Source organism: Nonomuraea sp. NPDC004186 (genome assembly GCF_053603495.1).
Window position 1 is genome coordinate 116264 of record NZ_JBSGFQ010000020.1, and the last position, 24451, is coordinate 140714.

At 68.9% G+C, this 24451-nt stretch carries 29 protein-coding genes, 1 pseudogene and 1 riboswitch; of the genes and pseudogenes, 16 read left to right on the forward strand and 14 right to left on the reverse strand.

What is annotated here, in order from left to right; genetic code table 11:
- The first annotated feature begins 206 nt into the window (after positions 1-206).
- The 5 genes from ACWEPL_RS18920 to ACWEPL_RS18940 all read left to right on the forward strand — a co-directional run bounded on the left by ACWEPL_RS18920 (position 207) and on the right by ACWEPL_RS18940 (position 4706).
- Complete coding sequence (locus ACWEPL_RS18920) at positions 207-1064, forward strand: PrsW family intramembrane metalloprotease (RefSeq protein WP_452436934.1); 858 nt, start codon at positions 207-209, stop codon at positions 1062-1064.
- A 167-nt stretch (positions 1065-1231) separates the two neighbouring features.
- Complete coding sequence (locus ACWEPL_RS18925) at positions 1232-3373, forward strand: sensor histidine kinase (protein ID WP_363977207.1); 2142 nt, start codon at positions 1232-1234, stop codon at positions 3371-3373.
- A gap of 13 nt (positions 3374-3386) precedes the next feature.
- Complete coding sequence (locus ACWEPL_RS18930; protein ID WP_350732559.1) at positions 3387-3794, forward strand: roadblock/LC7 domain-containing protein; 408 nt, start codon at positions 3387-3389, stop codon at positions 3792-3794.
- Positions 3791-4153: a DUF742 domain-containing protein gene (locus tag ACWEPL_RS18935; RefSeq protein WP_350732557.1), complete on the forward strand. Its 363-nt coding sequence runs from the start codon at positions 3791-3793 to the stop codon at positions 4151-4153. The genes ACWEPL_RS18930 and ACWEPL_RS18935 overlap by 4 nt, the downstream gene beginning before the upstream one ends.
- A complete protein-coding gene (locus tag ACWEPL_RS18940) occupies positions 4134-4706 on the forward strand; it encodes a GTP-binding protein (RefSeq protein ID WP_350732556.1) in 573 nt (190 codons plus the stop codon). The genes ACWEPL_RS18935 and ACWEPL_RS18940 overlap by 20 nt, the downstream gene beginning before the upstream one ends.
- Here the strand turns inward: ACWEPL_RS18940 and ACWEPL_RS18945 are convergent.
- The 5 genes from ACWEPL_RS18945 to ACWEPL_RS18965 form a co-directional block, all read right to left on the reverse strand.
- Positions 4703-5080 (reverse strand): DUF742 domain-containing protein, encoded by a 378-nt coding sequence (locus ACWEPL_RS18945; protein WP_363977211.1) that lies wholly within the window; start codon positions 5078-5080, stop codon positions 4703-4705. The two genes, ACWEPL_RS18940 and ACWEPL_RS18945, sit on opposite strands and share 4 nt — an antisense overlap.
- Entirely contained in the window at positions 5077-7467 is a 2391-nt protein-coding gene (locus ACWEPL_RS18950; protein ID WP_363977214.1) for a sensor histidine kinase, read from the reverse strand. Before ACWEPL_RS18950 ends, ACWEPL_RS18945 begins: the two co-directional genes overlap by 4 nt.
- 56 nt (positions 7468-7523) lie before the next feature.
- Positions 7524-8210: a DUF998 domain-containing protein gene (locus ACWEPL_RS18955; RefSeq protein WP_452436935.1), complete on the reverse strand. Its 687-nt coding sequence runs from the start codon at positions 8208-8210 to the stop codon at positions 7524-7526.
- A 76-nt stretch (positions 8211-8286) separates the two neighbouring features.
- On the reverse strand, positions 8287-8664 hold the full coding sequence (locus ACWEPL_RS18960; protein WP_363977220.1) for a VOC family protein: 378 nt from the start codon (positions 8662-8664) through the stop codon (positions 8287-8289).
- Between the two features lie 138 nt (positions 8665-8802).
- A complete protein-coding gene (locus tag ACWEPL_RS18965; RefSeq protein ID WP_363977223.1) occupies positions 8803-9927 on the reverse strand; it encodes a S1 family peptidase in 1125 nt (374 codons plus the stop codon).
- Between the two features lie 181 nt (positions 9928-10108).
- Between ACWEPL_RS18965 and ACWEPL_RS18970 the strand changes: the two genes are divergently transcribed.
- On the forward strand, positions 10109-10471 hold the full coding sequence (locus ACWEPL_RS18970; RefSeq protein WP_452436936.1) for a hypothetical protein: 363 nt from the start codon (positions 10109-10111) through the stop codon (positions 10469-10471).
- Positions 10472-10483: 12 nt separating this feature from the next.
- On the opposite strand, the gene ACWEPL_RS18975 is transcribed toward ACWEPL_RS18970, so the two are convergent.
- A complete protein-coding gene (locus ACWEPL_RS18975; protein WP_350732545.1) occupies positions 10484-10816 on the reverse strand; it encodes a winged helix-turn-helix transcriptional regulator in 333 nt (110 codons plus the stop codon).
- Positions 10817-10903: 87 nt separating this feature from the next.
- Here ACWEPL_RS18975 and ACWEPL_RS18980 point away from each other — a divergent pair, with 87 nt between their 5' ends.
- Both ACWEPL_RS18980 and ACWEPL_RS18985 read left to right on the forward strand, forming a co-directional pair.
- On the forward strand, positions 10904-11476 hold the full coding sequence (locus tag ACWEPL_RS18980) for an NADPH-dependent FMN reductase (protein WP_363977231.1): 573 nt from the start codon (positions 10904-10906) through the stop codon (positions 11474-11476).
- A 15-nt stretch (positions 11477-11491) separates the two neighbouring features.
- Complete coding sequence (locus ACWEPL_RS18985) at positions 11492-12772, forward strand: TIGR04013 family B12-binding domain/radical SAM domain-containing protein (protein WP_397368988.1); 1281 nt, start codon at positions 11492-11494, stop codon at positions 12770-12772.
- On the opposite strand, the gene ACWEPL_RS18990 is transcribed toward ACWEPL_RS18985, so the two are convergent.
- Both ACWEPL_RS18990 and ACWEPL_RS18995 read right to left on the reverse strand, forming a co-directional pair.
- Positions 12769-13002, reverse strand: a complete 234-nt coding sequence (locus tag ACWEPL_RS18990) for a hypothetical protein (RefSeq protein WP_185069775.1) — start codon at positions 13000-13002, stop codon at positions 12769-12771. The two genes, ACWEPL_RS18985 and ACWEPL_RS18990, sit on opposite strands and share 4 nt — an antisense overlap.
- A gap of 44 nt (positions 13003-13046) precedes the next feature.
- Positions 13047-13556, reverse strand: a complete 510-nt coding sequence (locus ACWEPL_RS18995) for a VOC family protein (protein ID WP_363977238.1) — start codon at positions 13554-13556, stop codon at positions 13047-13049.
- A 63-nt stretch (positions 13557-13619) separates the two neighbouring features.
- Here ACWEPL_RS18995 and ACWEPL_RS19000 point away from each other — a divergent pair, with 63 nt between their 5' ends.
- The 5 genes and pseudogenes from ACWEPL_RS19000 to ACWEPL_RS19020 all read left to right on the forward strand — a co-directional run bounded on the left by ACWEPL_RS19000 (position 13620) and on the right by ACWEPL_RS19020 (position 16992).
- Positions 13620-14069 carry a MarR family winged helix-turn-helix transcriptional regulator gene (locus ACWEPL_RS19000; RefSeq protein ID WP_350732538.1) on the forward strand — a complete coding sequence of 150 codons (450 nt, stop codon included), beginning with the start codon at positions 13620-13622 and terminating at the stop codon, positions 14067-14069.
- 60 nt (positions 14070-14129) lie between these two features.
- Positions 14130-14318 (forward strand): hypothetical protein, encoded by a 189-nt coding sequence (locus ACWEPL_RS19005; protein ID WP_350732537.1) that lies wholly within the window; start codon positions 14130-14132, stop codon positions 14316-14318.
- Between the two features lie 29 nt (positions 14319-14347).
- Positions 14348-14551: pseudogene (locus ACWEPL_RS19010) on the forward strand (xylose isomerase); the annotation flags it as partial.
- A 164-nt stretch (positions 14552-14715) separates the two neighbouring features.
- Positions 14716-16119 carry a xylulokinase gene (xylB, locus tag ACWEPL_RS19015; RefSeq protein ID WP_363977243.1) on the forward strand — a complete coding sequence of 468 codons (1404 nt, stop codon included), beginning with the start codon at positions 14716-14718 and terminating at the stop codon, positions 16117-16119.
- A gap of 129 nt (positions 16120-16248) precedes the next feature.
- Positions 16249-16992, forward strand: coding sequence for a hypothetical protein (locus ACWEPL_RS19020; protein ID WP_452436937.1), 744 nt, complete (start codon positions 16249-16251; stop codon positions 16990-16992).
- A 5-nt stretch (positions 16993-16997) separates the two neighbouring features.
- On the opposite strand, the gene ACWEPL_RS19025 is transcribed toward ACWEPL_RS19020, so the two are convergent.
- On the reverse strand, positions 16998-17855 hold the full coding sequence (locus ACWEPL_RS19025) for a class I SAM-dependent methyltransferase (protein ID WP_452436938.1): 858 nt from the start codon (positions 17853-17855) through the stop codon (positions 16998-17000).
- Between the two features lie 185 nt (positions 17856-18040).
- Here ACWEPL_RS19025 and ACWEPL_RS19030 point away from each other — a divergent pair, with 185 nt between their 5' ends.
- Positions 18041-18439, forward strand: a complete 399-nt coding sequence (locus ACWEPL_RS19030; RefSeq protein ID WP_452436939.1) for a hypothetical protein — start codon at positions 18041-18043, stop codon at positions 18437-18439.
- A 23-nt stretch (positions 18440-18462) separates the two neighbouring features.
- On the opposite strand, the gene ACWEPL_RS19035 is transcribed toward ACWEPL_RS19030, so the two are convergent.
- Positions 18463-19149: a hypothetical protein gene (locus tag ACWEPL_RS19035; protein ID WP_452436940.1), complete on the reverse strand. Its 687-nt coding sequence runs from the start codon at positions 19147-19149 to the stop codon at positions 18463-18465.
- A gap of 103 nt (positions 19150-19252) precedes the next feature.
- Positions 19253-19777: an orotate phosphoribosyltransferase gene (gene pyrE / locus ACWEPL_RS19040; RefSeq protein ID WP_355202957.1), complete on the reverse strand. Its 525-nt coding sequence runs from the start codon at positions 19775-19777 to the stop codon at positions 19253-19255.
- 282 nt (positions 19778-20059) lie between these two features.
- Here pyrE and ACWEPL_RS19045 point away from each other — a divergent pair, with 282 nt between their 5' ends.
- Positions 20060-21241 (forward strand): L,D-transpeptidase, encoded by a 1182-nt coding sequence (locus tag ACWEPL_RS19045; protein WP_452436941.1) that lies wholly within the window; start codon positions 20060-20062, stop codon positions 21239-21241.
- Between the two features lie 84 nt (positions 21242-21325).
- Positions 21326-21426: riboswitch (SAM riboswitch) on the forward strand.
- 7 nt (positions 21427-21433) lie between these two features.
- Positions 21434-22063 (forward strand): GNAT family N-acetyltransferase, encoded by a 630-nt coding sequence (locus ACWEPL_RS19050; protein WP_452436942.1) that lies wholly within the window; start codon positions 21434-21436, stop codon positions 22061-22063.
- A gap of 174 nt (positions 22064-22237) precedes the next feature.
- On the opposite strand, the gene ACWEPL_RS19055 is transcribed toward ACWEPL_RS19050, so the two are convergent.
- The 3 genes from ACWEPL_RS19055 to ACWEPL_RS19065 form a co-directional block, all read right to left on the reverse strand.
- Positions 22238-22642, reverse strand: coding sequence for a hypothetical protein (locus ACWEPL_RS19055; protein ID WP_452436943.1), 405 nt, complete (start codon positions 22640-22642; stop codon positions 22238-22240).
- A gap of 502 nt (positions 22643-23144) precedes the next feature.
- Positions 23145-23348, reverse strand: coding sequence for a hypothetical protein (locus ACWEPL_RS19060; RefSeq protein WP_363977268.1), 204 nt, complete (start codon positions 23346-23348; stop codon positions 23145-23147).
- 221 nt (positions 23349-23569) lie between these two features.
- Positions 23570-24028 (reverse strand): hypothetical protein, encoded by a 459-nt coding sequence (locus tag ACWEPL_RS19065; RefSeq protein ID WP_452436944.1) that lies wholly within the window; start codon positions 24026-24028, stop codon positions 23570-23572.
- Positions 24029-24451 lie beyond the last annotated feature (423 nt).

Genomic DNA, 24451 nt, shown 5'->3' on the forward strand with positions numbered 1-24451 from the left:
TATTCCGGACGCTACTCCAAACGAGCATGCGCGGTAATAGGCCGCACGAAAGATTCCGGCGGGCCCGGATACTCGGACATTCGGGACGATCGACCCCTGAGACGACGATTGACGCCTGAGGAACGGGGTATGCGCGGTTCGACGGTTTGGGCTCGGCCTGGCGGCGCCGTCACGGCAGCCCTCCGCGCTGTGGAGGTGAAGGCGCTGTGAAGCTGTGGCCGCGGGTCTTCCTGATCGGGTTCGTCTTGTGGCTGGCCAGCGTCGCGGTCACCGCCTGGACGGCCAACTCCAACCTCGTGCCGACCGTGGTGCTGTTCGGCAGCTTCCTGGTGCCCGTGACGTTCGTGGTCTGGGCGTACGCCCGCGACCGCTCGCCGCAGGTGACGGTCGAGCTGCTGTTCGTGGCCTTCGTGGTGGGCGGCGTGCTGGGCGTGCTCGGCGCCTCCCTCCTCGAGAGCCTGCTGATCCGCCCGTCGATCGTCATGTACATCCTCGTCGGCCTCATCGAGGAGGGCGTGAAGCTCGGCGCGCTGATGTTCGTCACCAGGAGGATGGCCCGGCGTTCCGCCCGGGACGGCATCGTGCTCGGCGCCACCGTCGGCTTCGGCTTCGCCGCGTTCGAGAGCGCCGGGTACGCCTTCAACGCCCTCTTCACCGCCGACGGCCTGTCGCTGTCCCAGCTCGTCGAGACCGAGGTGCTGCGCGGCATCCTGTCGCCCGTCGGGCACGGCCTGTGGACGGCCATCGCGGGCGGCGTGCTGTTCGCGGCGCGCGGCCGGATCACCGGCTCCGTCGTCCTGGCCTACCTCGGTGTCTCGCTGCTGCACGCCCTCTGGGACTCCATGACCGCCATCGCGATCGCGATCACGCTCGTGCTGACCGGCCAGCCGTGGCAGTGGGAGCTCCTGCGTATCGGCCGGGTCCCGAACGTGACCGCGTGGCAGGTGCACGTGTACACCATGGTCAACTGGGCCGGGCTCATCGCGATCTCCCTGGTAGCGCTGCTGTGGCTGCGGACGATCGCCGCCAGGGCACGTCGCGATCGCGAGATCTTGTCCCAATAATCACGGTAATGAACGTGTTCCTCCCACTGCGCCGGAACCATAAACGGTGCTAGTCTCCTATGCGATCTTCCGGAGGTGTATTTACACAAGGTGTGGAAATGCCCCCGACTCGAGGTTGGGACATGGGCTCGCGAAACCGGTCAATTCGGTTCAAGATCTTCTTATTGTTGCTGCTACCCCTTCTGTCTCTGAGCGCGCTCTGGGGTTTCGTCCTCAACCTCACCATGGGCGACGCCCAGTCACTGCTCCGCGCGAACACGCTCTATCGGACTATCGGCGTCACCTCCACGGACCTGGGACTACAGCTGCAGGCCGAGCGGGTGCGCTCCGCCGAGACGCTCACTACGCGTAAGCTCACCTCGGTGCTCAGCGCCCAGCGCGCCCGCACCGACCGGTCGGTCACCGACTTCAAGCTGGCCGTCATGGAGGCCGGCGGCTCGGTCGGCGACGACCTGCGACTGCCGCTCGGCACCCTCGAATCCGCCCTCGGCCGCCTCGCGGCGATCAGGGCCGACATCGACGGCGGCCTCGGCTCCCGGCTGGCCGGGCTGAACGAGTACAACCGCATCCTCGACGGGATCTTCACCCTCTACGACCACCTGGTCTCCGTCTCCGACCTGACGATCTTCCAGCAGGCGTCCTCGCTGCAGGCCATGGGCATGGCCAGGGAGTACATCGCCAGGGAGCACGCGCTCATCATCGGGGCGCTGGCCGACCGCCGGCTCACCGCGCCCGAGGTCTCCGCCTTCACCGAGTACGCGGCCTCCAGGAAGTTCCTCCACGCGCGCGGCCTGGCCGGGCTCGACGTGACGCTGCGCCGGCCGTACGAGCAGGTCTTCGCCACCGAGCCGTTCCAGACCTTCGCCACCACTGAGGCGCGGATCATCAAGACCGGCAGCCCGCCCCCCACCGCCGAGGCGTGGACCGAGGCCGTCGACAAGCTCACCTCGCGGCTCGACCAGCTCGGCTCCTCCTCCGCCGGCGTGCTGGCCACGCGCACGTCCGAGGCCGCGACCTCCACCATCGTCAAGATCTCCGTCGCCGGCGGCGTGGGCTTGATCGCCGTGCTCGCGTCGATCATCATCTCTGTACGCTTCGGTCGCCGCCTGGCCGGCGAGCTGGCCGGGCTGCGTACCGCCGCGATCGAGCTGTCGCAGAGCCGGCTGCCCGACATCGTCGAGCGGCTGCGCAGGGGCGAGGACGTCGACGTGCGGAAGGAGGCCAAGGCGATCAAGGTGCACGGTTCCGCCGAGATCAGCGACGTCGCCAGTGCCTTCGGCTCCGTGCAGCGCACCGCCGTGACGGCGGCGGTCGGCCAGGCCGCGATGCGGCGCGGGGTCGGCCAGGTCTTCCTCAACCTCGCCCGGCGCAAGCAGGGCCTGCTGCACCGGCAGCTGTCGCTGCTGGACGCCATGCAGCGCCGTACGCACGACCCCGACCGGCTCGAGGAGCTCTTCCGCCTCGACCACCTGACCACCCGCATGCGCCGGCACGCGGAGAGCCTGATGATCCTCTCCGGGTCCGCGCCGGGACGGGCCTGGCGCAAGCCGGTGCCCGTGATCGACATCGTCCGCGCGGCCATCGCCGAGATCGAGGACTACACCAGGGTCACCGTCGAGGGCATGCCGGTCGCCGCGGTCGACGGCACCGCCGCCGCCGACCTCACCCACCTGGTGGCCGAGCTGGTCGAGAACGCCACCATCTACTCGCCGCCGGACACCACGGTCCAGGTGCGCGGCGACCTGGTGAGCAACGGATACGTCATCGAGGTGGAGGACCGCGGGCTCGGGCTGTCGGTCGCCGAGTATTCGGCGTTCAACACGCGGATGGCCGCGCCGCCGGAGTTCGACCTGGCCGACAGCGACAGGCTGGGCCTGTTCGTGGTGGCCAAGCTGGCGCAACAGTACGGGATCAAGGTGCTGCTGCGGCGGTCGCCCTTCGGCGGGACGACGGCCATCGTGCTCGTGCCGCGTTCGATGGTGACCGAGCAGGCGGCGCTGGAGGCGGGCGACATCGACGGCAAGGCCGATCTGCCGAGCCGTACGCGGAAGAAGGCGCTCGCCGTGGTGACCTCCGGCACGCACGCGGGACTGCCCAGACGGGTGCGCCAGACCAACCTGGCGCCGCAGCTCAAGGAGAGCCCGCCGCTCGGGCAGGAGCGGGCTCCCGAGCAGGAGCCGCGTGGCCAGGAGCCGCGTGGCCAGGAGCCGCCGCCCGAACGCTCTCCTGACGAGGTAAGGGACTTGTTCTCCGCGTTCCAGCGGGGGACCCAACGCGCCCGAGAAGAAGCCTCTGAGGAGGGGCCATGAGTAAGGGGGATGCATGACTTTGCCGACCACCAACACCGGTGAGCTCAACTGGCTGCTGGACGATCTTGCCACCAGGGTCGCCGCAGTGCGCCAGGCGGTCATCTTGTCGACCGACGGCCTCGCGATTGGGTACTCGAAGGGCTTGATCCGGGAGGACGCCGAGCATCTGTCGGCGGTTGCGGCCGGGTTCCAGAGCCTGGCCCGTGGCACCGGACGCCATTTCGGCGGTGGCGATGTGCGTCAGACCATTGTGGAGATGGAGTCGGCCTTCCTGTTCGTGACAGCGGCGGGACAGGGCACCTGCCTGGCCGTGATCGCCGATGCGAACGTGGACGTCGGCCACATCGCCTACGAGATGGCGATGCTGGTCAAGCGGGTTGGCCAGCACATCACCACCAATCCGCGCGCTGGAGCGTCATGAGCGATAGCCCGCAGTGGTTCGATGAGGACGCGGGGCCCGTCGTTCGGCCCTATGCTCTCATCCGCGGCCGTACGCGTTCCTCAGGGGACACGTTCGACCTCGTGGCAACCGTGCGCGCCGTCGGCGACCCGCCTGGCGAGCTCGGTCCCGAACAGCAGCTCATCCTGCGGGCAGCACGCAATCCGATCTCGGTGGCCGACCTGGCCGTCGAGCTCGACCTGCCCGTCGGCGTCGTCCGGGTCCTGCTGGGCGACATGCGTGACCACGGGCTCATCTCGGTGTCGTCGCCCTCATCCGGAGGGTCGCGGTCGAATGAGCGCATTCTCAAGGAAGTGATCAATGGACTCCGTGCTCTCTGAGGACCCCGTCGCGCTGAAGATTCTCATCGCAGGGGGGTTCGGCGTCGGCAAGACCACACTGGTCGGGGCGGTCAGCGAGATCAAGCCGCTGCGCACGGAAGAGGTGCTCTCCGACCGTGGGATCGGGATCGACGACCTCGACGGCGTGGAGGCCAAGAACACCACGACCGTGGCGATGGACTTCGGCCGCATCACGATCCGCGACGGGCTGGTCGTGTACCTGTTCGGGACGCCTGGGCAGGAGCGGTTCTGGTTCATGTGGGACGAGCTGTCCTACGGCGCGCTGGGCGCCGTCGTCATCGCGGACACGCGCCGGCTGACCGACTGCTTCCCGTCCGTCGACTACTTCGAGCAGCGCGGCACGCCGTTCGTGGTGGCCGTCAACTGCTTCGAGGGGGCGGCGCGGCACAGCGTCGAGGACGTGCGCATCGCGCTCGACCTGGACGACGACGTGCCGGTCATGCTGTGCGACGTGCGGCGGCGCACCTCCGCCAAGGAAGTCATGATCGCCCTCGTGGAGCACTCCCTGCGGACGCTGACCTCAGCGAACTAGAGCGCCCTGAGGCCGTTGATCACCTCTCGGAGCAGGCTCTCCGTGGGCGTCGCGGCCTTGTCGCGCGGCGGGCGGACCGTGACCAGTCCGTGGTCGAGCAGGTCGCCCAGCAGCACCCTCACGACGCCGACGGGCAGGCCCAGATCCGAGGCGACCTCGGCGACGGGCCTGGTCTGACCTGCCACGACGCCCAGCAACCGCCGGTGCTGAGCGCTGAGCTCCGCCTTGGCCGGGACGGGCAGCCCCGTCCCGGCGACGGTCGCCAGCAGGTCGAGCGCGTTGGAGGAAGTGGGCCTGGTGCGCCCACGCGCGACCGCGTACGGCCGCACGACGGGCCCCGCCTCCTCATCGACCCACTCGTGCTCGCCGCTCACGATTGAGATCCCCCATCCTGTTCACTGGCGTCCTGCCGCCCGCGCTGCCAGCCCGACTGGAGCGAGGAGAGCAGCGCCCTGGTCTCCTCTGGTGAGCGCTCCTCGGCCGGCGGCGCTGGTGGCGGTGTCTGCTTGAGCCGCTGCGGCAGGTCCGCCTGCCGCTCGCGCTGCGGCAAGCCGGTCTCCCGCTGCCGCTCGCGCTGCGGGAGCCCCGTCTCCCTCTGGCGGTCACGCTGTGGCAACCCGGTCTCCCGCTGCCGCTGGCGGCGCGGCAGGTCGGGCTCCTGCTGCTGCGGCAGGGCCACCGGGCCGCTGCCCGTCTGCTGCTGTGACGCCTGCTGTGACACTTGCTGGGGCACGGCCACGGGGCCGGTCCCGCCCGCCTGCTGGCCCCGCTTGCTGGTACGGACCCGGCGCGGCAGCTCACCGGGCCCCGTGGGCTCCTGCCGGACCTCACCGCGACCGAGCACCGAGACCGAGACGGACTCGAACTCCAGCGGCTGCACCGGGGTCGCCATGGGCTCCACCAGGGAGCCGGGCACGAGCACGATGGCGGTGGTGCCGCCGTACGGCGAGGGCTTGAGCGTCACCTTGACGCCGTGCCTGGCCGCGAGCATGCCGACCACCGCGAAGCCCAGCCGTTCGGTCTGGGAGGGGTCGAACTCCTGCGGGCTGGCCAGGCGCGCGTTGATGCCCCTGCGGACGGCATCGTCCATGCCCAGGCCGCGGTCCTCGATCTCGACCGCGAAGCCCCGGCCGACCATCTCACCGCGTACGGAGACCTCGTTGCTGGGCGAGGAGAAGGAGGCGGCGTTCTCGATCAGCTCGGCGAACAGGTGCATGAGGTCGGCCACCGCCGCGCCCGAGACGCCGCACTCGTTCATCGGGTAGACGCGTACCCGGGTGTACTCCTCGACCTGGGCCGCCGCGCCGCTCAGCACGTCCTCGATCGGGATGACGCCGCGCCACCTGCGGCCCGCCGCGCCGCCCGAGAGCAGCACCAGGCCCTCGGCGTGGCGGCGCATGCGGGTGGTCAGGTGGTCGAGCCTGAACAGGCGCTCCAGCGCCTCCGGGTCCTCCGTCTGGCGCTGCATCTCGTCGAGCATCTTGAGCTGGCGCTGCAGCAGCGACTGGCTGCGCCTGGCGAGGTTGCGCAGCGCCTGCGACACGCCCTCGCGCAGCCTGGCCTGCTCGACGGCCGCGTCCACGGCCGTGCTCTGCACGCTGTCGAACGCCGTGGCCAGGTCGGTGACCTCGCTGGTCGAGCCGCGGCCCACCGTGATGGGCGGCGCCTCGGTGGCGATGTCCACGCTCTCGCCCTTGCGCAGCTTCGTCACGACGTCCGGGAGCCTGATCTCGGCCAGGTCCAGCGCGGTACGGCGCAGCGTCCTCATCTCGCGGGTGAGCCTGCGGCCGACCTTGATCGAGATGACGATGGAGAAGATGACGGCGATGAGGCCGAGCGCGCCCGCGATGGCGGCCCGCACCACGATGCCGATGCCCGCGGGCTCCATCCTGGCCAGCAGCTTGTCGCCGGTGCGCCAGACGGCCTCGCGGTATTCCTTCTGCACCTGCTCGGAGACGCCCCGCCACAGCTCGACGTCCACCGGCTGGCCGGAGATGTAGCTCTCCAGCAGGTTCTCCATGGTGCCATAGCGCGGGGAGTAGTACAGCTTCTCGAACGGGGCCCGCAGCTCGGTGTCGAGGTTGGCCAGGGCCTTGGGGAACAGGTACGTCCGGGTGTTGTCCAAACCGGCCAGCAGGTGGAGGTCGGCGTGCATGGTCATCCGGCCGTTGGCGGCGACGATCAGCGCGTGCTCCCGGCTCAGCAGCTCGCGTACCTCGTCGGCGGCGATCAGGCCCTGCGCCTGGAGCGCCATCTGGAGGTCGGTGCTGACCATCATCCTGGAGTACAGCAGGTGGATCTCGTCGGAGACCTTCGCGTACTCGGTGACGAGGGTGCCGGGGGTGAGCTTGCGGTCGTCCACCTTGCGACGGATGTCCGGGATCCGGTTGATCGCCTCGAAGACGTTCTGGAGCTGGGTCTTCATGTCCTGCGTGAGTGCCGACTGCACGTCCTCGGACATGGCGCGCTCACGCAGCGTCTTGCGGTTGTTGTCGACCTTGGCCCGCGCCTTGTTCAGCGCGTCGGGGTCCGTGACCGTGCCCGCGATCCGCTCGGCGGAGGCCAGGCGCTCGGTCTGGAGGTTGGAGATCAGACCGTCGGCGTTGTTGATGACGCCCGTCCAGATCGTCTCGACCTTGAGCAGGTTGAGCGCGTCCCCCGACGTGGTGCTCGCGGCGAAGCCCCAGAGTGCGACCAGGGAGACCAAGGGGATGACGAGCAGCGTCGAGATCTTGAATCTGATGGATCTGCCCGATGCCATGACACCCGCTCCCGGATAGAAGATCGCGGGAGAGAATAGCATCGAAACAGGTGGTTTTAAGATCGACTTGCGATAAATCTGTGATATGTCAGGAAATCCGCATGTTGCGCAGCAGCCCGCCGGCTGACCGGACGCCAGGTCAGCCACGCCAGCCACGCGGCCAGCACGCCCAGCAACGTCACCTCGGCACCCAGCAGCAACCGCTCGACGAGACCGATCATCACCCGCTCGCCGGGCAGGGCCACGTACGTGATCGCCAGCAGCCCGAACCCCCCGGCCAGGGTCACCCACTCCACCACCCGAGCCACAGGCTTCCAGCGGGCGTCTGAGCCCAGTCTGGGCACCATCAACAGCCCGGCGGCGGGCAGGCTCACGAACGCCGCGACGGACACGTACCGGTGGATCTGGGCCGCGAGGTCGAGATCCACCCCGAGGGGTGTGGTCGGGACCAGGGCCGCAACGACCAGAGCCCCGGACCACACCCCCAGCAACCACTGAGGCATCCCCCGCACCGGCGCCCCGGCCGCCCGCAACCCCACGAGCAGCGCCAGGGATCCCAACCCGAGCACCGCCATGGCGACCTCCGTGACGCCCCCGCGGTCGGACACGGCGTATTCGCTGACGGTTGTGCTCATGGGGTCGAGCTGGGGATCGGGCCCGAACTGCCCGACCAGCACGGCGACCACCGAGAACAGGATCGCGGCACAGGCGATCAGGGGGGAGAGCCTCTTCACTGCGGTCATGAAGCAACTCTCCCGCCGGGGGCAGCCCTCTCACATCGGGCTCCGTCCCCGAGCCGACCCTGACCCGACCCTGAGGTCACATGCCTGCGCGATGGGCCTCGCTGAGCTGGATGATCTGGACGTAGTTGCCGTCCGGGTCGATCGCGGTGGCGAACAGGCTGCCGTCGCGGTCCTCGACCTCCGCCAGCCACGTCACGCCCGCGCTGTCCATGCGCGCGGCGACCGCGCGGGCGTCGGCCACGTCGAAGTTCAGGACCACCCTGCCGGGCTCGGGGTTCTTGTCCGACACATCCGTCCGCGTGTCGATGAACAGGTAGAACTCGCCGAACTTGAGCACCCCGTACCCGCCGACGTCGGAGTTGTCCTCCGGGTCGAGGGCGTCGACGTACCAGGTGCGCAGACGCTCGGGGTTCGTGCTGGCGAGCAGCAGGCTGCCGAGAACGGGTCGCCTCATCGCGAGCTCCTCCGATGGTGTTGACGTGCTTTCCATCAGACAGACCGGACAGGGCGGGAGAACTCATCGCTGTGAACGCAAAAAACCTCCGCGCGGCGCGCCCAGCCGGGCGTGCCGCGCGGAGTTCGGCGCCGTGGGTCAGCCTGTGCGGAGGGTGAGCCCGTAGACGCTCAGGATCTCGTTGACGGGCTGGTGGTACGTGGTCCCGCCGACGGAGCAGTTGCCGGAGCCGCCCGAGGTGACACCCTGGGCCTGGCTGCCCGAGATGAACGAGCCGCCGGAGTCGCCGGGCTCGGCGCAGGCGCTGGTGCGGGTCAGGCCGGTGACGGTGCCCTGCGGGTACGTGACCGTGGCGTTGTGCTGCTGGATGGTGCCGCAGCGCCAGCCGGTGGTCGAACCGGAGCGGCAGATGGACGAGCCCACCGCGGCCTGGGTGGAGCCGCGGACGATCACGTTCGCGCCGCCGGAGCCACGTACCCACGGCTGCGCGGTGTTGCCGGGAGCGGCGACCCACGCGTAGTCGTTACCCGGGAAGGAGGCGCCCTGGAAGGTGCCCGTCGGGTTGGTGGTGTTGGTGGCCACGCGGCAGTGTCCGGCGGTGACGAAACCGGGGGTGCTGCCCCTGGTGACCGAGAAGCCGACGCTGCAGCGGCTGGAGCCGATGTAGAACGGCGCGCCGCCGATGATGTTGATGAGCGGAACGGGCCGCTCGGCGGTCGCCGACACGCTGACCGCGCTCCTGTCCACGCCCGCGGCCGTGGCCAGGGCCTCGGCGGCCTCCACCGTGGGCGCCTGGATGGCGACGCTGTTGGTCTTCACGTCCACGAACCAGAGCGCCGCCCCGGCCTGGGCCTTCTTCGGCGCCTGGTCGAGCTGCTGGACGACCGCGTCGAGCTGGGCGAGCGAGCGCGCGACCACGACCGGCTCGGCGCCCTGCGCCTTGATGGTGCCGGTGGCGTTGGGGTCGGTGGTGGCGACCAGGAACTTGGAGGCGTCGTCGTTCAGCCAGGCGCCGCCGTACGACGCGCCGAGCTGGGAGGTGAGCGTGGCCTGCGTGGACGCGGCGCGTTCCTCGTTGGCCAGGCGGGCGTTGACCTGCTGCTCGGAGAGTCCGAGGTCCCGTTCGAGCGCGTCCACGACGGGCGGGGGAAGGGATGGGGAGGCGGATTGAGGCGCCGGGTCGGCTGCTGCGGGGCTGAGGGGGGTGGCCAGGCAGGCGGCGAGGATGACGCCGCCAACCAACGCACAGCGTTTACTCGACATGTGCACTCCTCGGGTGGGGGTGCTGTCAAGCTAACGGTTGCTAAGGCGCCTGCCAGCATGCCAAAGAGCCTCTATTTCGGTGTTATGGGGTCTTTTCGGACACAGGCTATGGACCGATTTATCGCCTAAAAGGTGAGCGGTCTGGTAGGTCGGTATGGTCCCGTTGCTGGAGGTGTTCTCTTTGCGAAACGGTGTTCGCCATCTGCTCGGCGCCGGCGCGGGACTGCTGGCCACCCCGCTCATTGCAACCGGTTTCATCGTGGGGATCGAGCGCTATCGCCACACGGCGGCCATGACCGTCGACTGGGTCGTGCCGGCCGCGTACGTCGGCACGGTGGTGCTCATCGGGATCCTGGCCGGGTCGAGGATCTCACCGCTCGCCTCGCTGCTGCCCGGCCTGGCCTTCCTCGGTTTCATCGGAGCGGCGCCCTCGCTCTTCCCCTCACGCTGGCGGGCGGCCAGGACCGACCCGCCCCCGCCGCCTCCGCGGGATGCCCCGGAGCCGCCGCCGCTGCCCAAGCGGATCCCGTCCTCCCACCGCTGAGGGCCGGGATCGCTAGGCGGACTTGGCCTCCGGCAGCGGGATCCACTTGTGCGCCCAGGTCACCAGCTCGTCCAGCACCGGCCGCAGCTCCTGCCCCATCTCGGTCAGGTGGTATTCGACGCGCACCGGCGACGTGGGCAGCACGCGGCGCTCGATGAGCCCGGCGCTCTCCAGCTCGCGCAGCCGCCGGGCCAGCATCGTGTCGTTGATGCCGGGGATGGCCGCCTTGAGGTCGGCGTACCGGTGGGCGCCCTTGAAGATCATGTGGATCACCGCGCCCGACCACCGGGCGCCGATCAGCTCTAAGGCGATGTGGAAGCGCGCGCACACCAAATCGAGACTCATGCCACAAATCCTATCAGCGCTTGCTCAGAAATATGTAGCAGCTCAATAATGTTGAGCAGCTACACCGCCTGAGTGAAGGAGCATGCCATGGGCAAGCCGGTCCTGCAGATCGTCGTCGCCAGCACCCGTCCCGGCCGTGCCGGACGTCCCATCGCCGAGTGGTTCCACGGCAAGGCCGTGGAGTCGGGACTGTTCGAGGTCGAGCTGGTCGACCTGGCGGAGGTCGCGCTGCCGTTCCTGGACGAGCCCAACCACCCCCGGCTCAAGCAGTATGTGAACGCGCACACCAAGGAGTGGAGCGCCACCGTCGAGCGGGGCGACGCGTACGTGTTCGTGACCCCCGAGTACAACCACAGCTTCAACGCCGTGCTGAAGAACGCCCTCGACTACCTGCACCACGAGTGGCAGCACAAGGCGGCCGGGTTCGTCAGCTACGGCGGCGTCTCCGGCGGCACCCGCGCCGCGAACAGCCTGCGCCAGGTCACCAGCACCCTGAGGATGATCCCGGTGCTGGAGGCGGTGAACATCCCGTTCCACTCCCAGTTCATCGGCGAGGACGGCAAGGTGCACGCCAACGACGTCATGGACTCCGCCGCCGACGCCATGCTCGCCGAGCTGGCCAAGCTGACCGGCGCGTTGCGTTCGATGCGCGCCGCCTGAGCTACGCTGCCGGACGTGGCACTGGCTGTAGGTGTGGTGGTCCGTTACCGCAAGGCGGTGACGTACGGCGTGCACGCGCTGCTCGCCGCGCTGGAGAGCGCCGGGGTGGAGCACGAGCTGAGACTCGGCACCACCCCTGAGGAGACCGCGGAGCACATCACGGCCAGCCAGGCCGACCGCGTGCTCGTGCTCTGGTCGTTCTACTCGCCCGACGCCGAGGCCATGGCCGCCGAGCTGGCCACGGTCAGGTCGCTGAGCGGCGGCCGGGGGCTGCACATCGCGGGCGGCGTGCACGCCACGGCCGAGCCGCAGCAGGTCATCGACGCGGGCTGGGACCTGGCGGGGATCGGCGAGGGCGAGACCACGATCATCTCCCTCGTCCGGGCGCTCCAGCAGGACGAGCCGCTCACCTCGGTGCCGGGGCTGGCGATCAAGGACGCCGACGGCGTCGCCCTGCGCACGAGGCCGGCGCCGCAGCTGCCGCTCGACGCGTTCCCCTCCTTCGTGGGCAGGAACGGGCCGATCGAGATCACCCGCGGCTGCCGCTACACCTGCCGCTTCTGCCAGACGCCGTTCATGTTCGGCGGGCAGTTCCGCCACCGCTCGGTCGCCAGCGTGCGCGAGCACGTGCGCGGGATGGTCGACAGGGGCCTGCGCGACATCCGCTTCATCACGCCGACCTCGCTCTCATATGGCTCCCCCGGGCCCGATCCCGACCTGGGCAAGGTGGAGGAGCTGCTGGCCGGGGTCAAGGAGGAGCTGCCGGCGCGCGGCCGGGTGTTCTTCGGGAGCTTCCCCTCAGAGGTACGGCCCGAGCACGTCAGCCCAGAGGCCATGCGGATGCTCAAGCGCTACGTGGCCAACGACAACCTGATCATCGGCGCCCAGTCCGGCTCCGACAAGGTGCTGGCCGCCTCGGGCCGCGGCCACGACACCTCACCCGTGCGCGACGCCGTCAGGATCGCGGTCGAGCACGGCTTCCGGCCGAACGTCGACTTCATCTTCGGCATGCCGGGCGAGACCGAGGAGGACCAGGAGCAGTCGCTGAAGCTCGCCTCCGACCTGGCCGAGCTGGGGGCCCGCATCCACACCCACACGTTCATGCCGCTGCCCGGCACGCCGTGGCGGGACGCCGAGCCCGCGTTCATCCCGCTGGCGACCATGAGCGAGCTGGACCGGCTGGCGCAGCGCGGCGACGCCTACGGGCACTGGCGCAAGCAGGCCGAACACGCCGTACGGCTGGCCGAGACGGCCAAGGCCTACCCGCGCCGGGCACGGCGCCGGCGCACCGGCTAGTGATCGTCGTCGTCGAAGGTGTGCATGACCCGCTCGAACGCGTCGCTGACGGGACGCAGCGCCTGCGCGAACGCGTTGACCAGCGGACCGAAGATCTCCGTCACCTCGGTCAGGAAGTCGGGACTCTTGGTTTCGGGAGGCGACCAGCGCATGGCGTCCGCGCTCAGCGTCTCCCACTCGTCGACGACACCGTCGATGGCGTCGAGCACGTGGTCAGGATCGCTTGGCATGACCGTTCCCCGTGAAAGAAGGGTCGTATCACACCTACGGTACTTCAGACGGGGATGGACACGCCTACTCCGCCTCGCGTCTGAGCGCCGTACCTCTCCTTGTCGGCGGCCAGGTCGAGCGGACGGATGCTGGAGCGCGCGGCGAGGACCTCGTCGGTGATCAGCGTGGCCGGCACCAGCCATGACACCTCGAACTCCAGCCCGTCGGGGTCCTTCGCGTACAGCGCCTTGGTCGTGCCGTGGTCGGACGAGCCGACCAGCGCGCCGAGCTCGCTCAGCTTGACCGCGACCCGCTCCAGCTCGTCGAGGGTGTCGACCTCCCACGCCAGGTGGTAGAGGCCCACGGACGTGCTGCCGGCCGGGGACGGGTCCGCCTTGGGGCCGATCTGGAACAGGCCCAGGTCGTGGTCGTTCGTCGAGCCGGGGGCCTGGAGGAAGGCGGCGCCCGGCATGCCCATCACGACGTCGAAGCCGAGGGCCTCGCGGTAAAAGCCGACGCTGCGTTCCACGTCGCGGACGTAAAGGACCGCGTGGTTGAGTCGCTGAACAGGCATGATGTGCCCCTTTCCGGGCGGAGTCCCGTCTCAAGTATATGAGAGTTCAACTAAATTGGGACCGTGACGAGATGGCTGGATGCGGACGAACAGCACACCTGGCGAAACTTCCTGGCGGCGACCCAGCTCATCAACGAGGCGCTCGACCGCCAGCTCCAGCGGGACGCGAGCATGCCGCACACGTACTACATGATCCTCGTGGCGCTCTCCGAGGCGCCCGGGCGGTCGATGCGGATGAGCGAGCTGGCCGCCAGGGCTCAGAGCTCGCAGAGCCGGCTGTCGCACGCCGTGGCGCGCCTGGAGGAGCGCGGGTGGGTCCGGCGCGAGCGCTGCCCCGACGACGGGCGCGGCAGCTTCGCGGTGCTCACGGACGCCGGGTTCGCCGCGCTGGCCGCCGCCGCGCCTGGGCACGTCGAGGAGGTACGGCGGAGCCTGTTCGACGTGCTGACGCCCGAGCAGGTACGCCGGCTCGACGAGATTTGCGTCGCAGTGCGGAACACGCTGGAGGGGTAGCGAGCGAACTGTCGTGCCGAGGCCGTAGGTTTCTCCGGGTACCCGAACAAGGAGAGGCCGATGCACGACACCGATGAGGCGCTGTTCAGGGCTGTCCACGGCATCGCGGGACGGTTCGCCGGCCAGCCCGTGCCCGTGGTGATGGAGGCGTTGCTGCGCCACCTGCCCAAGGCTCCGGGCCTCGAGGTGGCGGAGATCCGCAAGATCGCCGAGGAGATCAGCGTGGGACGTGACCCCTCGGGCTTGTGAACAGCTGATCGCCAGGGGAGCATCGAGACATGCACGAGCCAACCCCTGAAGACCGATTCACCTTCGGTCTGTGGACGGTGGGCCGGCAGCCGCTCGATCCGGTGGAGAGCGTGCACCGACTGACCGAGCTCGGGGCCTACGGCGTCACCTTCCACGACGACGACCTGCCGGCCGTCCAGCCCGATCGCGACCGGGCGATCGCGGCCTTCAGGAAAGCGCTTGCCGAAATCGGGCCGGCCTACCGTGTCGAAGGGCTCGGCCTGCCCACGCTCAACCGCGGTGAGACGCCGGCCGATCTCGCCTCCGACGGCTTCGATCCGGACGTCGCCGCCGCGCGCGGATACCATTTCACGCATCTCAACCAGCTTGCGCTGGAGCACTTGTTAGGAGTTCGTGGGTGACGCTGGTCGCTGGGGTCGATTCCTCGACGCAGAGTTGCAAGGTCGTCATTCGTGACGCTGAGACGGGCGCGCTGGTCCGGCAGGGCCGCGCGCCGCATCCCGACGGCACGGAGGTGCATCCGTCGCACTGGTGGGACGCGTTGTTGCGGGCCATCGAGGAGGCCGGCGGTCTGGACGACGTGCTCGCCGTCAGTGTGGGCGGGCAGCAGCATGGCATGGTCTGCCTAGACGAGTCCGGAAATGTCGTGCGTGATGCCCTGTTGTGGAACGACACCCGCTCCGCGCAGGCCGCCGCCGACCTCGTGTCGGAGCTGGGCGGGCCGGAGGCCTGGGCCACCGCCGTCGGGTCGGTGCCGGTCGCCTCGTTCACGGTGACCAAGCTGCGCTGGCTGGCCGAGCACGAGCCGGACAACGCGGCCCGTACGGCGGCCGTCTGCCTGCCGCACGACTGGCTCTCCTGGCGCCTGGCCGGCGCGTTCGCCTCGGGGACCTTCTCGGCCGACTCCCCGGTGCCGCCGCTCGACCGGCTCGCCACGGACCGGGGCGACGCCTCGGGCACGGGCTACTGGTCGCCGTCGACGGGCGCGTACCGGACGGATCTGCTGAAGCTGGCGTTCGGCTCGATCCCCCTGCTGCCCCGGGTGCTGGGGCCGGACGAGGCGGCGTACGAAGGGGGCGCGGCGCTGATCGCCCCCGGCACGGGCGACAACATGGCGGCGGCGCTCGGCGTGGGCGCCCGTTCCGGCGACGTCGTGGTGTCGCTGGGCACCTCCGGCACCGTGTTCGCGGTCGCGGAGTCGCCCAGCGCCGACCCGACGGGCGCGGTGGCCGGCTTCGCCGACGCGACGGGACGGTTCCTGCCGCTGGTGTGCACGCTCAACGCCGCCCGCGTCATGGACGCCGCCGCCCGCATCGCCGGGGTGAGCCTGGACGCGCTGAGCGATCTGGCTCTCCAGGCCCCGCCGGGGTCGGGCGGGCTGACGCTGGTGCCGTACCTGGAGGGCGAGCGCACCCCCAACCGCCCGACCGCGACGGGCTCCGTCCACGGGCTGACCCTGGCCACCTCCACCCCCGCCCACCTGGCGCGGGCGGCCATCGAGGGCATGCTGTGCGGCCTCGCCGACGCTCTCGACGCGCTGGGCACCAAGCCGGAGCGGGTGCTGCTGATCGGCGGCGCGGCCCGTTCCGAGGCGGTCCGCCGCATCGCCCCGACGATCTTCGGCGTCCCGATCACGGTGCCGCCGCCGGCCGAGTACGTCGCCAACGGCGCCGCGTACCAGGCCGCCACGCTGGTCACCACGCCGGACTGGCGGTCGGAGGAGACGGAGACGTACGAAGGGGACGCCGTCCCCTCGATCCGCGACCGCTACGCCCGCGCCACCACCCACATCCTCGACTGACCCCTTCGTTTCCGACCGCCTGTCCGGCTTGTTTCCGGTCTTCTGCCCGGCGCCCCTGACTTTCGACAGGGGCGCCGGTTGACCATCGGCCGATGACGGGCCCACCTCAGCGGCGCCAGGCTCGCTCCCATGAACGCCCCCTCCTCTCTCACCGGCGCCCCGATGGACACTCCCTTCCCCGGACGATGGATCGGCGGCGTGACGCTCATCGTGGGACCGGTGATCATGTGCGCCGGATACCTGCTGCGTTACCTGAGCACGGTCACCGCCCTCACCCCTCAGCAGCAGGCCTGGGCCGAGGCACAGCCCTTCGCCGCCTACGGCCAGCTCCTCGCCTACACGTCGGCGCCCGCCCTGCTCACCCTCTCCTACGCGGTGTTCGCGCTGGGGGCGCTGCTGCTCTTCCCCGCCTTCGTCGCTCTGGCCCAGCAGGTGGGCGGCCACCTCGCTTACTGGGGCGCCACGCTGCTGGTCATCGGCCTGTTCGCCCGCCTGTACTTCGCCGGCGCCGACCAGACCGCCTTCCAGCTCACCGAGGCCATCGGCCTGGACCAGGCGACGAGCGCGATCATGAAGGAGTATGTGGACATCTCCTACGGACCGTGGCGGGTACCGGTCTGGGCCTCCGTCGGCCAGTACGCGGGCTCGCTGCTGCTGGCCATCGCCGCCTGGCGCTCAGGCCTGCTCGGCACCGCCCGCGCCGTGATGTTGCTGCTGGCAGGAGGTACGTGGATGGGCGTGCTGAAGGGCGCCTCCATCCCCGACGTGCTGGTCACCGGCCTGCTCTGCGTGGCCCTGGTCCCGCTCGGCGCCCGGGTGCTCCGTGACCGGCCGCCCGCCACGACCGGCCGGCCGAAGGCGCTGAGTTGGTGAGCGGGTCAGGGCTTTCGGAGATGCCAGACGATCAAGGCGGGAGTGTCCCGATAGGCCACCGCCGCCGCTTCCGAACACCACCGCTGAGCGAGAGGGCCACCGTGCCCGCCGGGCGACTCGCCCCACCGAGGTTCGTGGCAGGCCACGATCCGCAGCCCTGCCTCGTGGATGGCGTTGATGTAGTCACTGGCCAGGAAGCGGCTGGCCGGCATGGCCCGTACGCCCCCGTCCGGTCCCGCCACCCTCGGCACACCTCCCAGATACAGCGACAGCGGATGGATGTCCGACAGCACCAGGTGCCCACCGGGCCGGGCGACACGGGCCAGTTCTGCCAGCGGCGGCCCCAGGGCCGGCAGATGGGTCAACGCCAGCGCGCAGACCACCGCATCGAAACTCGCCGACGGGACCGGCATGCGACACAGGTCCCCCTGACGGAACTCCCCGTCCGGAACCTTGGCCTCCGCTCTGGCAAGCATCTCCGCCGAGGAGTCCACGCCGACGACCTCATGCCCCAGCCCAGTCAGGAACGCGGCATGCCGGCCGGTGCCGCACGCGGCGTCCAGCGCCCGCCCCACCGCCAGCGTTTCCAGGATGCGCCGCACCAGCGGCTCCTCCACGGCGATCAGCGGGTTTCCTTCGCCGTCGTATTGCTCAGCCCACTGCGCGTACCCCTCCGTGGTGGAGGCCTGGCCGACGACCACGCCCGCGTTCAGCTCCGGATCCGGGTCGGTCACCATCTTGCGGATCTCGGCGATCCGCTCTTCCACAAAGGCCGCATCCTCCAGATCACCCGCCTGCGCGCGTAACAGCGCGATTCCTTCCAGCCCCAGCAGCCAGGCCAGCGAGTGAGCGTAGAAAGGCATGCCGACACGATAAGAACCAGGCCATCGCCACCGCGACCCAATAAAGGCGGAGCCGTTCACCCTCCGGAGTGTGGTTAAACAGCAGAGTCGCCGCAGGCGGGCGACTGCGCCGCGTACCCTTCGGCGACCAGCAAGTACACGCAGTTCAACGCGAGGGCCGGTCAGAACGGCAACGAAATGACGCTTTGCCTGCTCATAGATGTCCGGTCGACGGGGCGGAACGACGCCCGCCGTGGATCTCGGGAATCTCGCGCACGATCACTGCCACTGTCTCCTCAGGGGCCCTGATCAACGCTACTCACGATCTTCAACCTTCCCACAAGAGGCTGGCCGGTGCGACAACCGAACTGCTGACCTTCCACAAGAGAATCCACGTCGCTCTTCCAAGTACCCAGATCAAACGCTGGCCGTACTACCTTCCGGGCAAATGGATACCCCACTGCACCCTCGCCCTTGGCCTGGACCGCGCGGAGTTGTCGAAAGCGATGAATGCCATACACGGCTACGAGCCGATGGTCGCCACTGTCTCCGGCATCAGCATCACCGAGACCTCCACGGGCACGGTCACGCCATTGATTCCATGAATGCGTGCAACCCAGTGGCGTCATCAAGACCTGTAGACGTTCACAAGCGGCAGATAGGCACTGAAGTGGTCGGCCACGATATCCGCCACAGCCCCCGCATCATCGGCCCCATCCACCTCCAGAACCCGGATGCCCAAACGGCGAGCGGACCGAACGGCCTCGTCGGCGACGAGCCGGTCCCGGGCGAGTCGGTTGCGCTGTGCTCGATCAGGATCGCTGACTCGGTGATCGACGGCGGCGGCCCGGGGCAGCTCGCGAACCTGACGCCGGCGGAACTCTTCGCTCGGCACCATGACGATCATTCGCCAGGTTGAGTCGATGATGGGAGCGACCAGTTCGGGACGCAGCCCCCAGCCTTCGGCGACGACCGGCCGCCCCGAAACCAGGCCACGCAGGTCGTCCAGAACCCATTCGAACCGCGCGGGAAAGCCGGCCAGGATCTCGTCGGCCATTTTCTGAGGGCTGGTGTTCACCCAGACGGCGTCCGGCTCAGGGTCCGCGATGGGCTCGCCGAGCCGCACGCGACGGGCGATCCGACGGTCATTGTGCGCACGTGCGTCGTGATAGTCGTAGTGATAGGCGGTCAGCCCGTACCGGGTGGCGAGCAGCCTGGCGACGGTGGATTTGCCGGCCCATTGTCCCCCTCCGATCCACAGGGCGTTGTGCAAGGTGCCGAACGGATCCCAGACCTCGCTATTTGTGGCGTTCACGGTTACAGCATGGCGACGGCACCGACCAAAGAAACAGTCTTGTTCTGCCTGCCCGGACGGGTGACGATCGTAGAGAGAAGCCCTTGTCGATGGGCCCGGCGGATCAGTCCGTCATGCGCAGATCGGTCGCGGTCAGCAACGACGAAAGCCTGATGCCTTCCGCGGCCAACGCCGCCGCACCTCCCTGCTCGCGGTCGATGACGCACAATGCCTCACTGACCTGGGCCCCGAGGCTCCGCAGCTCAGCAGTGGACAGGACGATCTGGCCACCGCTGGTGACAACATCCTCAACCACCAGAACCCGCCGCCCCACCACATCCGCGCCCTCGGCCAGACGACAGGTCCCGTACGCCTTGGCCTGCTTACGGACGAACGCACACGGCAGACCGGTGTGCCGGCCAAGCGCGGTGACCACCGGAATCCCGCCCATCTCAAGCCCGGCCAACACCTCGATGTCCCCCGGGACCACGGGCGCCATCGCCCGAGCGATGTCATCCAGCAGAACGGGGTCACCCTCGAACTTGTACTTGTCGAAGTACTCGGTGGCGGTACGTCCTGAGCGGAGCACGAAGTGGCCGGTGAGGTGGGCTGCGGCATGAATCCTGCGAGCCAGGTCAGAGCGCGTCACAGGCACCCAGTCTCCCAGAGGCATGGCGGACGCGCTCAGGGGCCGCCCCACACAGCCGAGAAGCACGAACAGCCTCACCTCATGGTGGGCGGGTGCCACGTCCCGAGGTCCCACTCCTCGATCTCGCAGAGGCCCTCTGGATACGCCTGCCTCGCAACCTGCCGCATCGATCAAGGCACTTTTGCATTGCTACCTACAGTTATGGGCATATAGCTCTCTGTATCGCTAATAGGCCGTCTTGTCCGAAAGATGCCTATTTGTCGGGGAGTGGAGGCATCGACGATGCGGAACGGCCGAACCATACTCGTCAGCACGTTCACGGCTGCGCTGCTGCTGGCCGCAGGCTGCACCTCGGGTGGCTCGAACCCACCACCGCCCGCCGGCCCACAGGAGCGGGCCCTCGCAGCCAAGCTGTCGATCATCCCGGCGAACGGCACGAAGAAGGTGCCCCCGGACGCCGGAGTCAGGGTCAAGGCCACCGACGGCAAGGTCACCAAGCTGACCGTCGCCGACGCCAAGGGGCATGAGGTCCGCGGAACCCTCGGCGCGGACGGGACGTGGCACCCCACGTGGCCGCTGCGGCCCTCGACCGCGTACACGGTGAGCGCGCAGGCGACCGGCAGGGACGGCAAGCCCGTCACCGCGCGGGCCACGTTCACCACGCTCAAGCCGAAGCGGGTGCTGGAGAGCGGCATGTCCCCGCTGGACGGCGAGAAGGTCGGCGTCGGCATGCCCGTCCAGCTCCTGCTGTCGCGCCCCGTGACCGCCAGGAGCGACCGGGCCGCGGTCGAGAGGTCGCTGGAGGTGCGGATGTCGAAGCCGGTCGAAGGCGCGTGGAGCTGGGTGAGCGACCGCGAGGTCCAGTTCAGGCCGCGCGAGTACTGGCCGGTCGGCGAGAAGGTCACGGTGGTCGCGCACCTGGCCGGGCTGCGGGCGGGCCGGGACCTGTGGGGCACCAGGGACCGCAGCCTGACGTTCACCGTCGGCGACGAGCACATCACCAAGATCCGCAACACCACCCACCGGGCGGTCGTGCGGGAGAACGGCAAGGTCGTCAAGGCCATCCCGGTCAGCCTGGGCAAGAAGGGCGACGAGAGCTGGTCCGGTGTCATGATCGCCCAGGAGAAGGCCGCGTCGACCCTCATGGACTCGGCCACCATCGGCAGGCCCGGCGAGTACTACGCCCATACCAAGTGGAATGTCAGGATGACCTACAGCGGCATGTTCTTCCATGCCGCGCCCTGGTCGACCGGCGCGCAGGGCAACAGCAACGTCAGCCATGGCTGCGTGAACGCCAGCATGGCCAACGCCCGCTGGTTCTACAACTTCACGCAGCGGGGAGACATCATCGAGGTCACGGGGACGTCGCGGAAGCTCGAGTTCGGCAACGGGCCGACGCCGTGGGCGAAGTCATGGGACGACTGGCTCGCGAGCAGCGCCCTCGGCAAGTCGATCAACGCCTGATGGGAGAAACCGCGTCGGTTTGATTGGGCGGACCCGCTTGCGCATTGACGGTGTCCGCCTGTGCAGGCATGATCTCGACTCGGTAGTTCATCCAGAGGATCTGAGGGACCTGGCCCTGTGACGGTCCGGCAACCTCCCCGGCGGGAAACCCGCGGGAAAGGTGCCAATGCCAGGAACGATGAGGGAGAGCTGATGAGCGTGCGGCTTGATGTTCCTGTCCTTTCCGGGGATCTGGTGCGGTTGGAGCCGCTGGCGATGCGACATGCGCCGGATCTCGCGGAGGCGGCCGAGGAGGATCGGTCGTCCTACGACTTCACGCTGGTGCCTCGCGCTCGCGAGATACCGGACTACCTGGCGGCCCAGCTCGTCCGCGACGGGCTGACCCCATTCGCGCAGGTTCGGCTCAGCGACGGCAAGGCGGTGGGCTGCACCGGCCTGTGGGATCCCCGCAGGTGGCCGGACCGGCCGGACCTGCGCGCGATCGAGATCGGCTTCACCTGGCTGGCCGCCTCGGCGCAGGGCACCGGGATCAATGCCGAGGCGAAGCTGTTGCTGCTGTCGTACGCGTTCGACGTGCTCGGCGTCGCCCGCGTCGACCTGAAGACCGACGCCCGCAACCACCGGTGCCGCCAGGCCTTGGAACGCCTCGGCATCCCCTTCGAGGGCGTGCTGCGCGCCTGGTCCATGTCGTGGGCGCGCGGCGAGGAGGGCAAGATCCGTGACTCGGCCATGTTCGCAGTGGTCGCCGAAGACTGGCCTACCGTCAAACCGGCACTGCAAGCCCGTCTCACCGCCGTGAGCTCCCGTTCGCCGGCCCTCTGAGAAGCTTCGGCTGGGTGCGGTGAGGCGCCCCTGAGCGTCTGAACACGGCCTGTCGGCAAGTTCGGCGCCCACCAACTTGGCCGCCCGGTGGCGGGACTCGACCCGTGCCTGACCCGTCACGCCGCCTTGTCACGGGATCCGGAGTGGACCCCGCGACACGAGGTTGACATCCCATCAAGCAGCGTCGAGCGCTGCGGTGATCTTGCGGGTCATCTCGGCCAGGGTAGGGCTGGGCCGACCCTGGTGGGTACGGGCGGCTGCTTCGAGGGCGACGCTGACGGTGCTGTGGAAGTTGTCGGCCTCGGCCGGATCCTGCTGCTTGAGCAGGTTCATGGACGCGGTCAGCGCCGGCAGCACCAGGTCGGCGAGGTCGGCGACGGACTTGCCGTACTTCACGCCCTTGGGCGCCTTGGTGAGCACGTGCCCGACCAGGCCGGTCGCGGAGGTCAGGGCGATGGAGCCTTCGGTGGCGACCTTGTGGGCCGAGCCGGCGGCTCCGGCGGCGGACATCAGGGAGACGGCGCCCCATGCAGCGGTCCGCAGGGTGAGCTTGTCCTGGTCGGAAAGGGTGATGGACATGGTGGCGTACTCCCTTGGCTCTGTTATGAAATGGGCTTCCACGAGAGGCGGGGGCGAGCTGGGCGTGCCCCGGTTCGCGCTCTGTGCATTCACTGTCGCCGACCGCTCTGATACCGGGCCGTTGGCGTGCTGACACAGCCGCTGACACCGACACAGCATCCGACCCGATCGCCCGGGACACTGCCTGCCGCGCTCCTGGCCCTCCTACGGGCGCAAGAAGGCCCAGACCGCGGAACGACGGCTCAAGGCTAGGAACAGGTGGACCGATCATGATCCGGCCTTCACCACGAAGCTTGGCGACCCGATCGCGCACACGGAGGACTGGAAGCGGTGGAAGTCCATCCTCAAGCAGGCCGACGTACGGGACCCCAAGTCAACAATGCCGTCCTCATCGAGCAAGGCGTTCAGGAAATCCTCGGCCACACCCGTGTGACCACCACCGGGCGCGCCACCCCCACGTAGCAACCCTCCAGATGAAAGACACCCTCTGGGGTCTCCCTGATCAGTGCCGGTTAAGGTCCTCGATCGCCAGCACGACGGCTGTGATGAGAAACCCCAGCCCCACGCCCACCAGCGCGATCACCGCCGTGGTCGCATCGCCCCCTGTTCCGGTGAGAACGACCCAGCCGGCCACAACGAGGAACAACCAGCCGAGAAGGACGAGACCACGAGCACCACTACGACGAGTTCCGCTGCTGCGCTTCAACGACCATCCTTCGGTTGGGTGAGGCTACAGAATGATGGTCCATGCATCACCGCTCAGGAAAGATCCAATGCATGGGCCCTTCCAGAAATACGGGGCGAGGTCAACCCACTCGTCTCCCTACTGATGACGACCGGCAAAACCGATGATTGCCGGGCCTGACGGTCCGGCAAAGGTCCGGCATGATCCACCGCCAGGCGGGCGCGGCAGCCATATGGCGCCATCTAAAGGCCGAGGCGTTCCACCTCCGTCGCCTTCGCTTTGAGCGTCCTGGACGAGGACGTAGTCGAGGCGAACTCCTCCTCCTGGTAGCTGACCTCATCCCCCTGAATCGTGAACGTGTTGACGGCCGGGCCGTCCTCGAGGCCGGTCACCTCATAGGTGACCTGGTACTCCTGGTCCGGGTTCAGAGCCGGTCCGGAGTAGCTGACGCGGATGCTGTAGGTGACGTTGCAGCCGGCGCTGCCGTAGCACTTCTTTTCTAGGGTCTTCACGCGGAGACTGAATTCCTCAGGGTCAGGCGTGTGCGTGAACGAGGCCGGGCTGGCGGAGGTGGTCGCGGCTGCCGATGGTGTGCCACTCGTGGAGGCGGGGGCGGACAGCAGTCCTTTGGCAGCAGGGGCACAGCCTGCCAGCAGCAGGCCGGCGATCAGGGTGCCAGGCAGGACGGTAAGGGTACGCATGGGTTCTCCTTCTCGGGTGATGGAAGCGTGAGCGAGCACGCATGCGTGCCGGTTGACGTGCGCTTTCTCAGCGGACATATCGGGTAGCCGTCTCGATCACGGCTGATGGCGCACCCTGAGCCACGAGCTCACGACGGCACAACGCACACGCCGAGGTGCCAACCTCGGGGCGCAGTACGGCGCCGCCGGCATCCGAAGGGCACGACTAGCGCGCCCCGCGCGGCGGTACTCGGTGTCGAAGTGATTCCCTTCGCCCGAGCCGTGCTTAGCCTCGACACCACGCTAGAGGCCATCGGACGCGTAGCTATGCGGGAGCCTGAGCGCCGTGCTAGTGTCCTGAGTCAGTAATTCGCCGACAATATGAGGCGAGGGCGTCGAGAATCTCTTCGGCGGTCTTGGCCCAGACGAAAGGCTTGGGGTCGT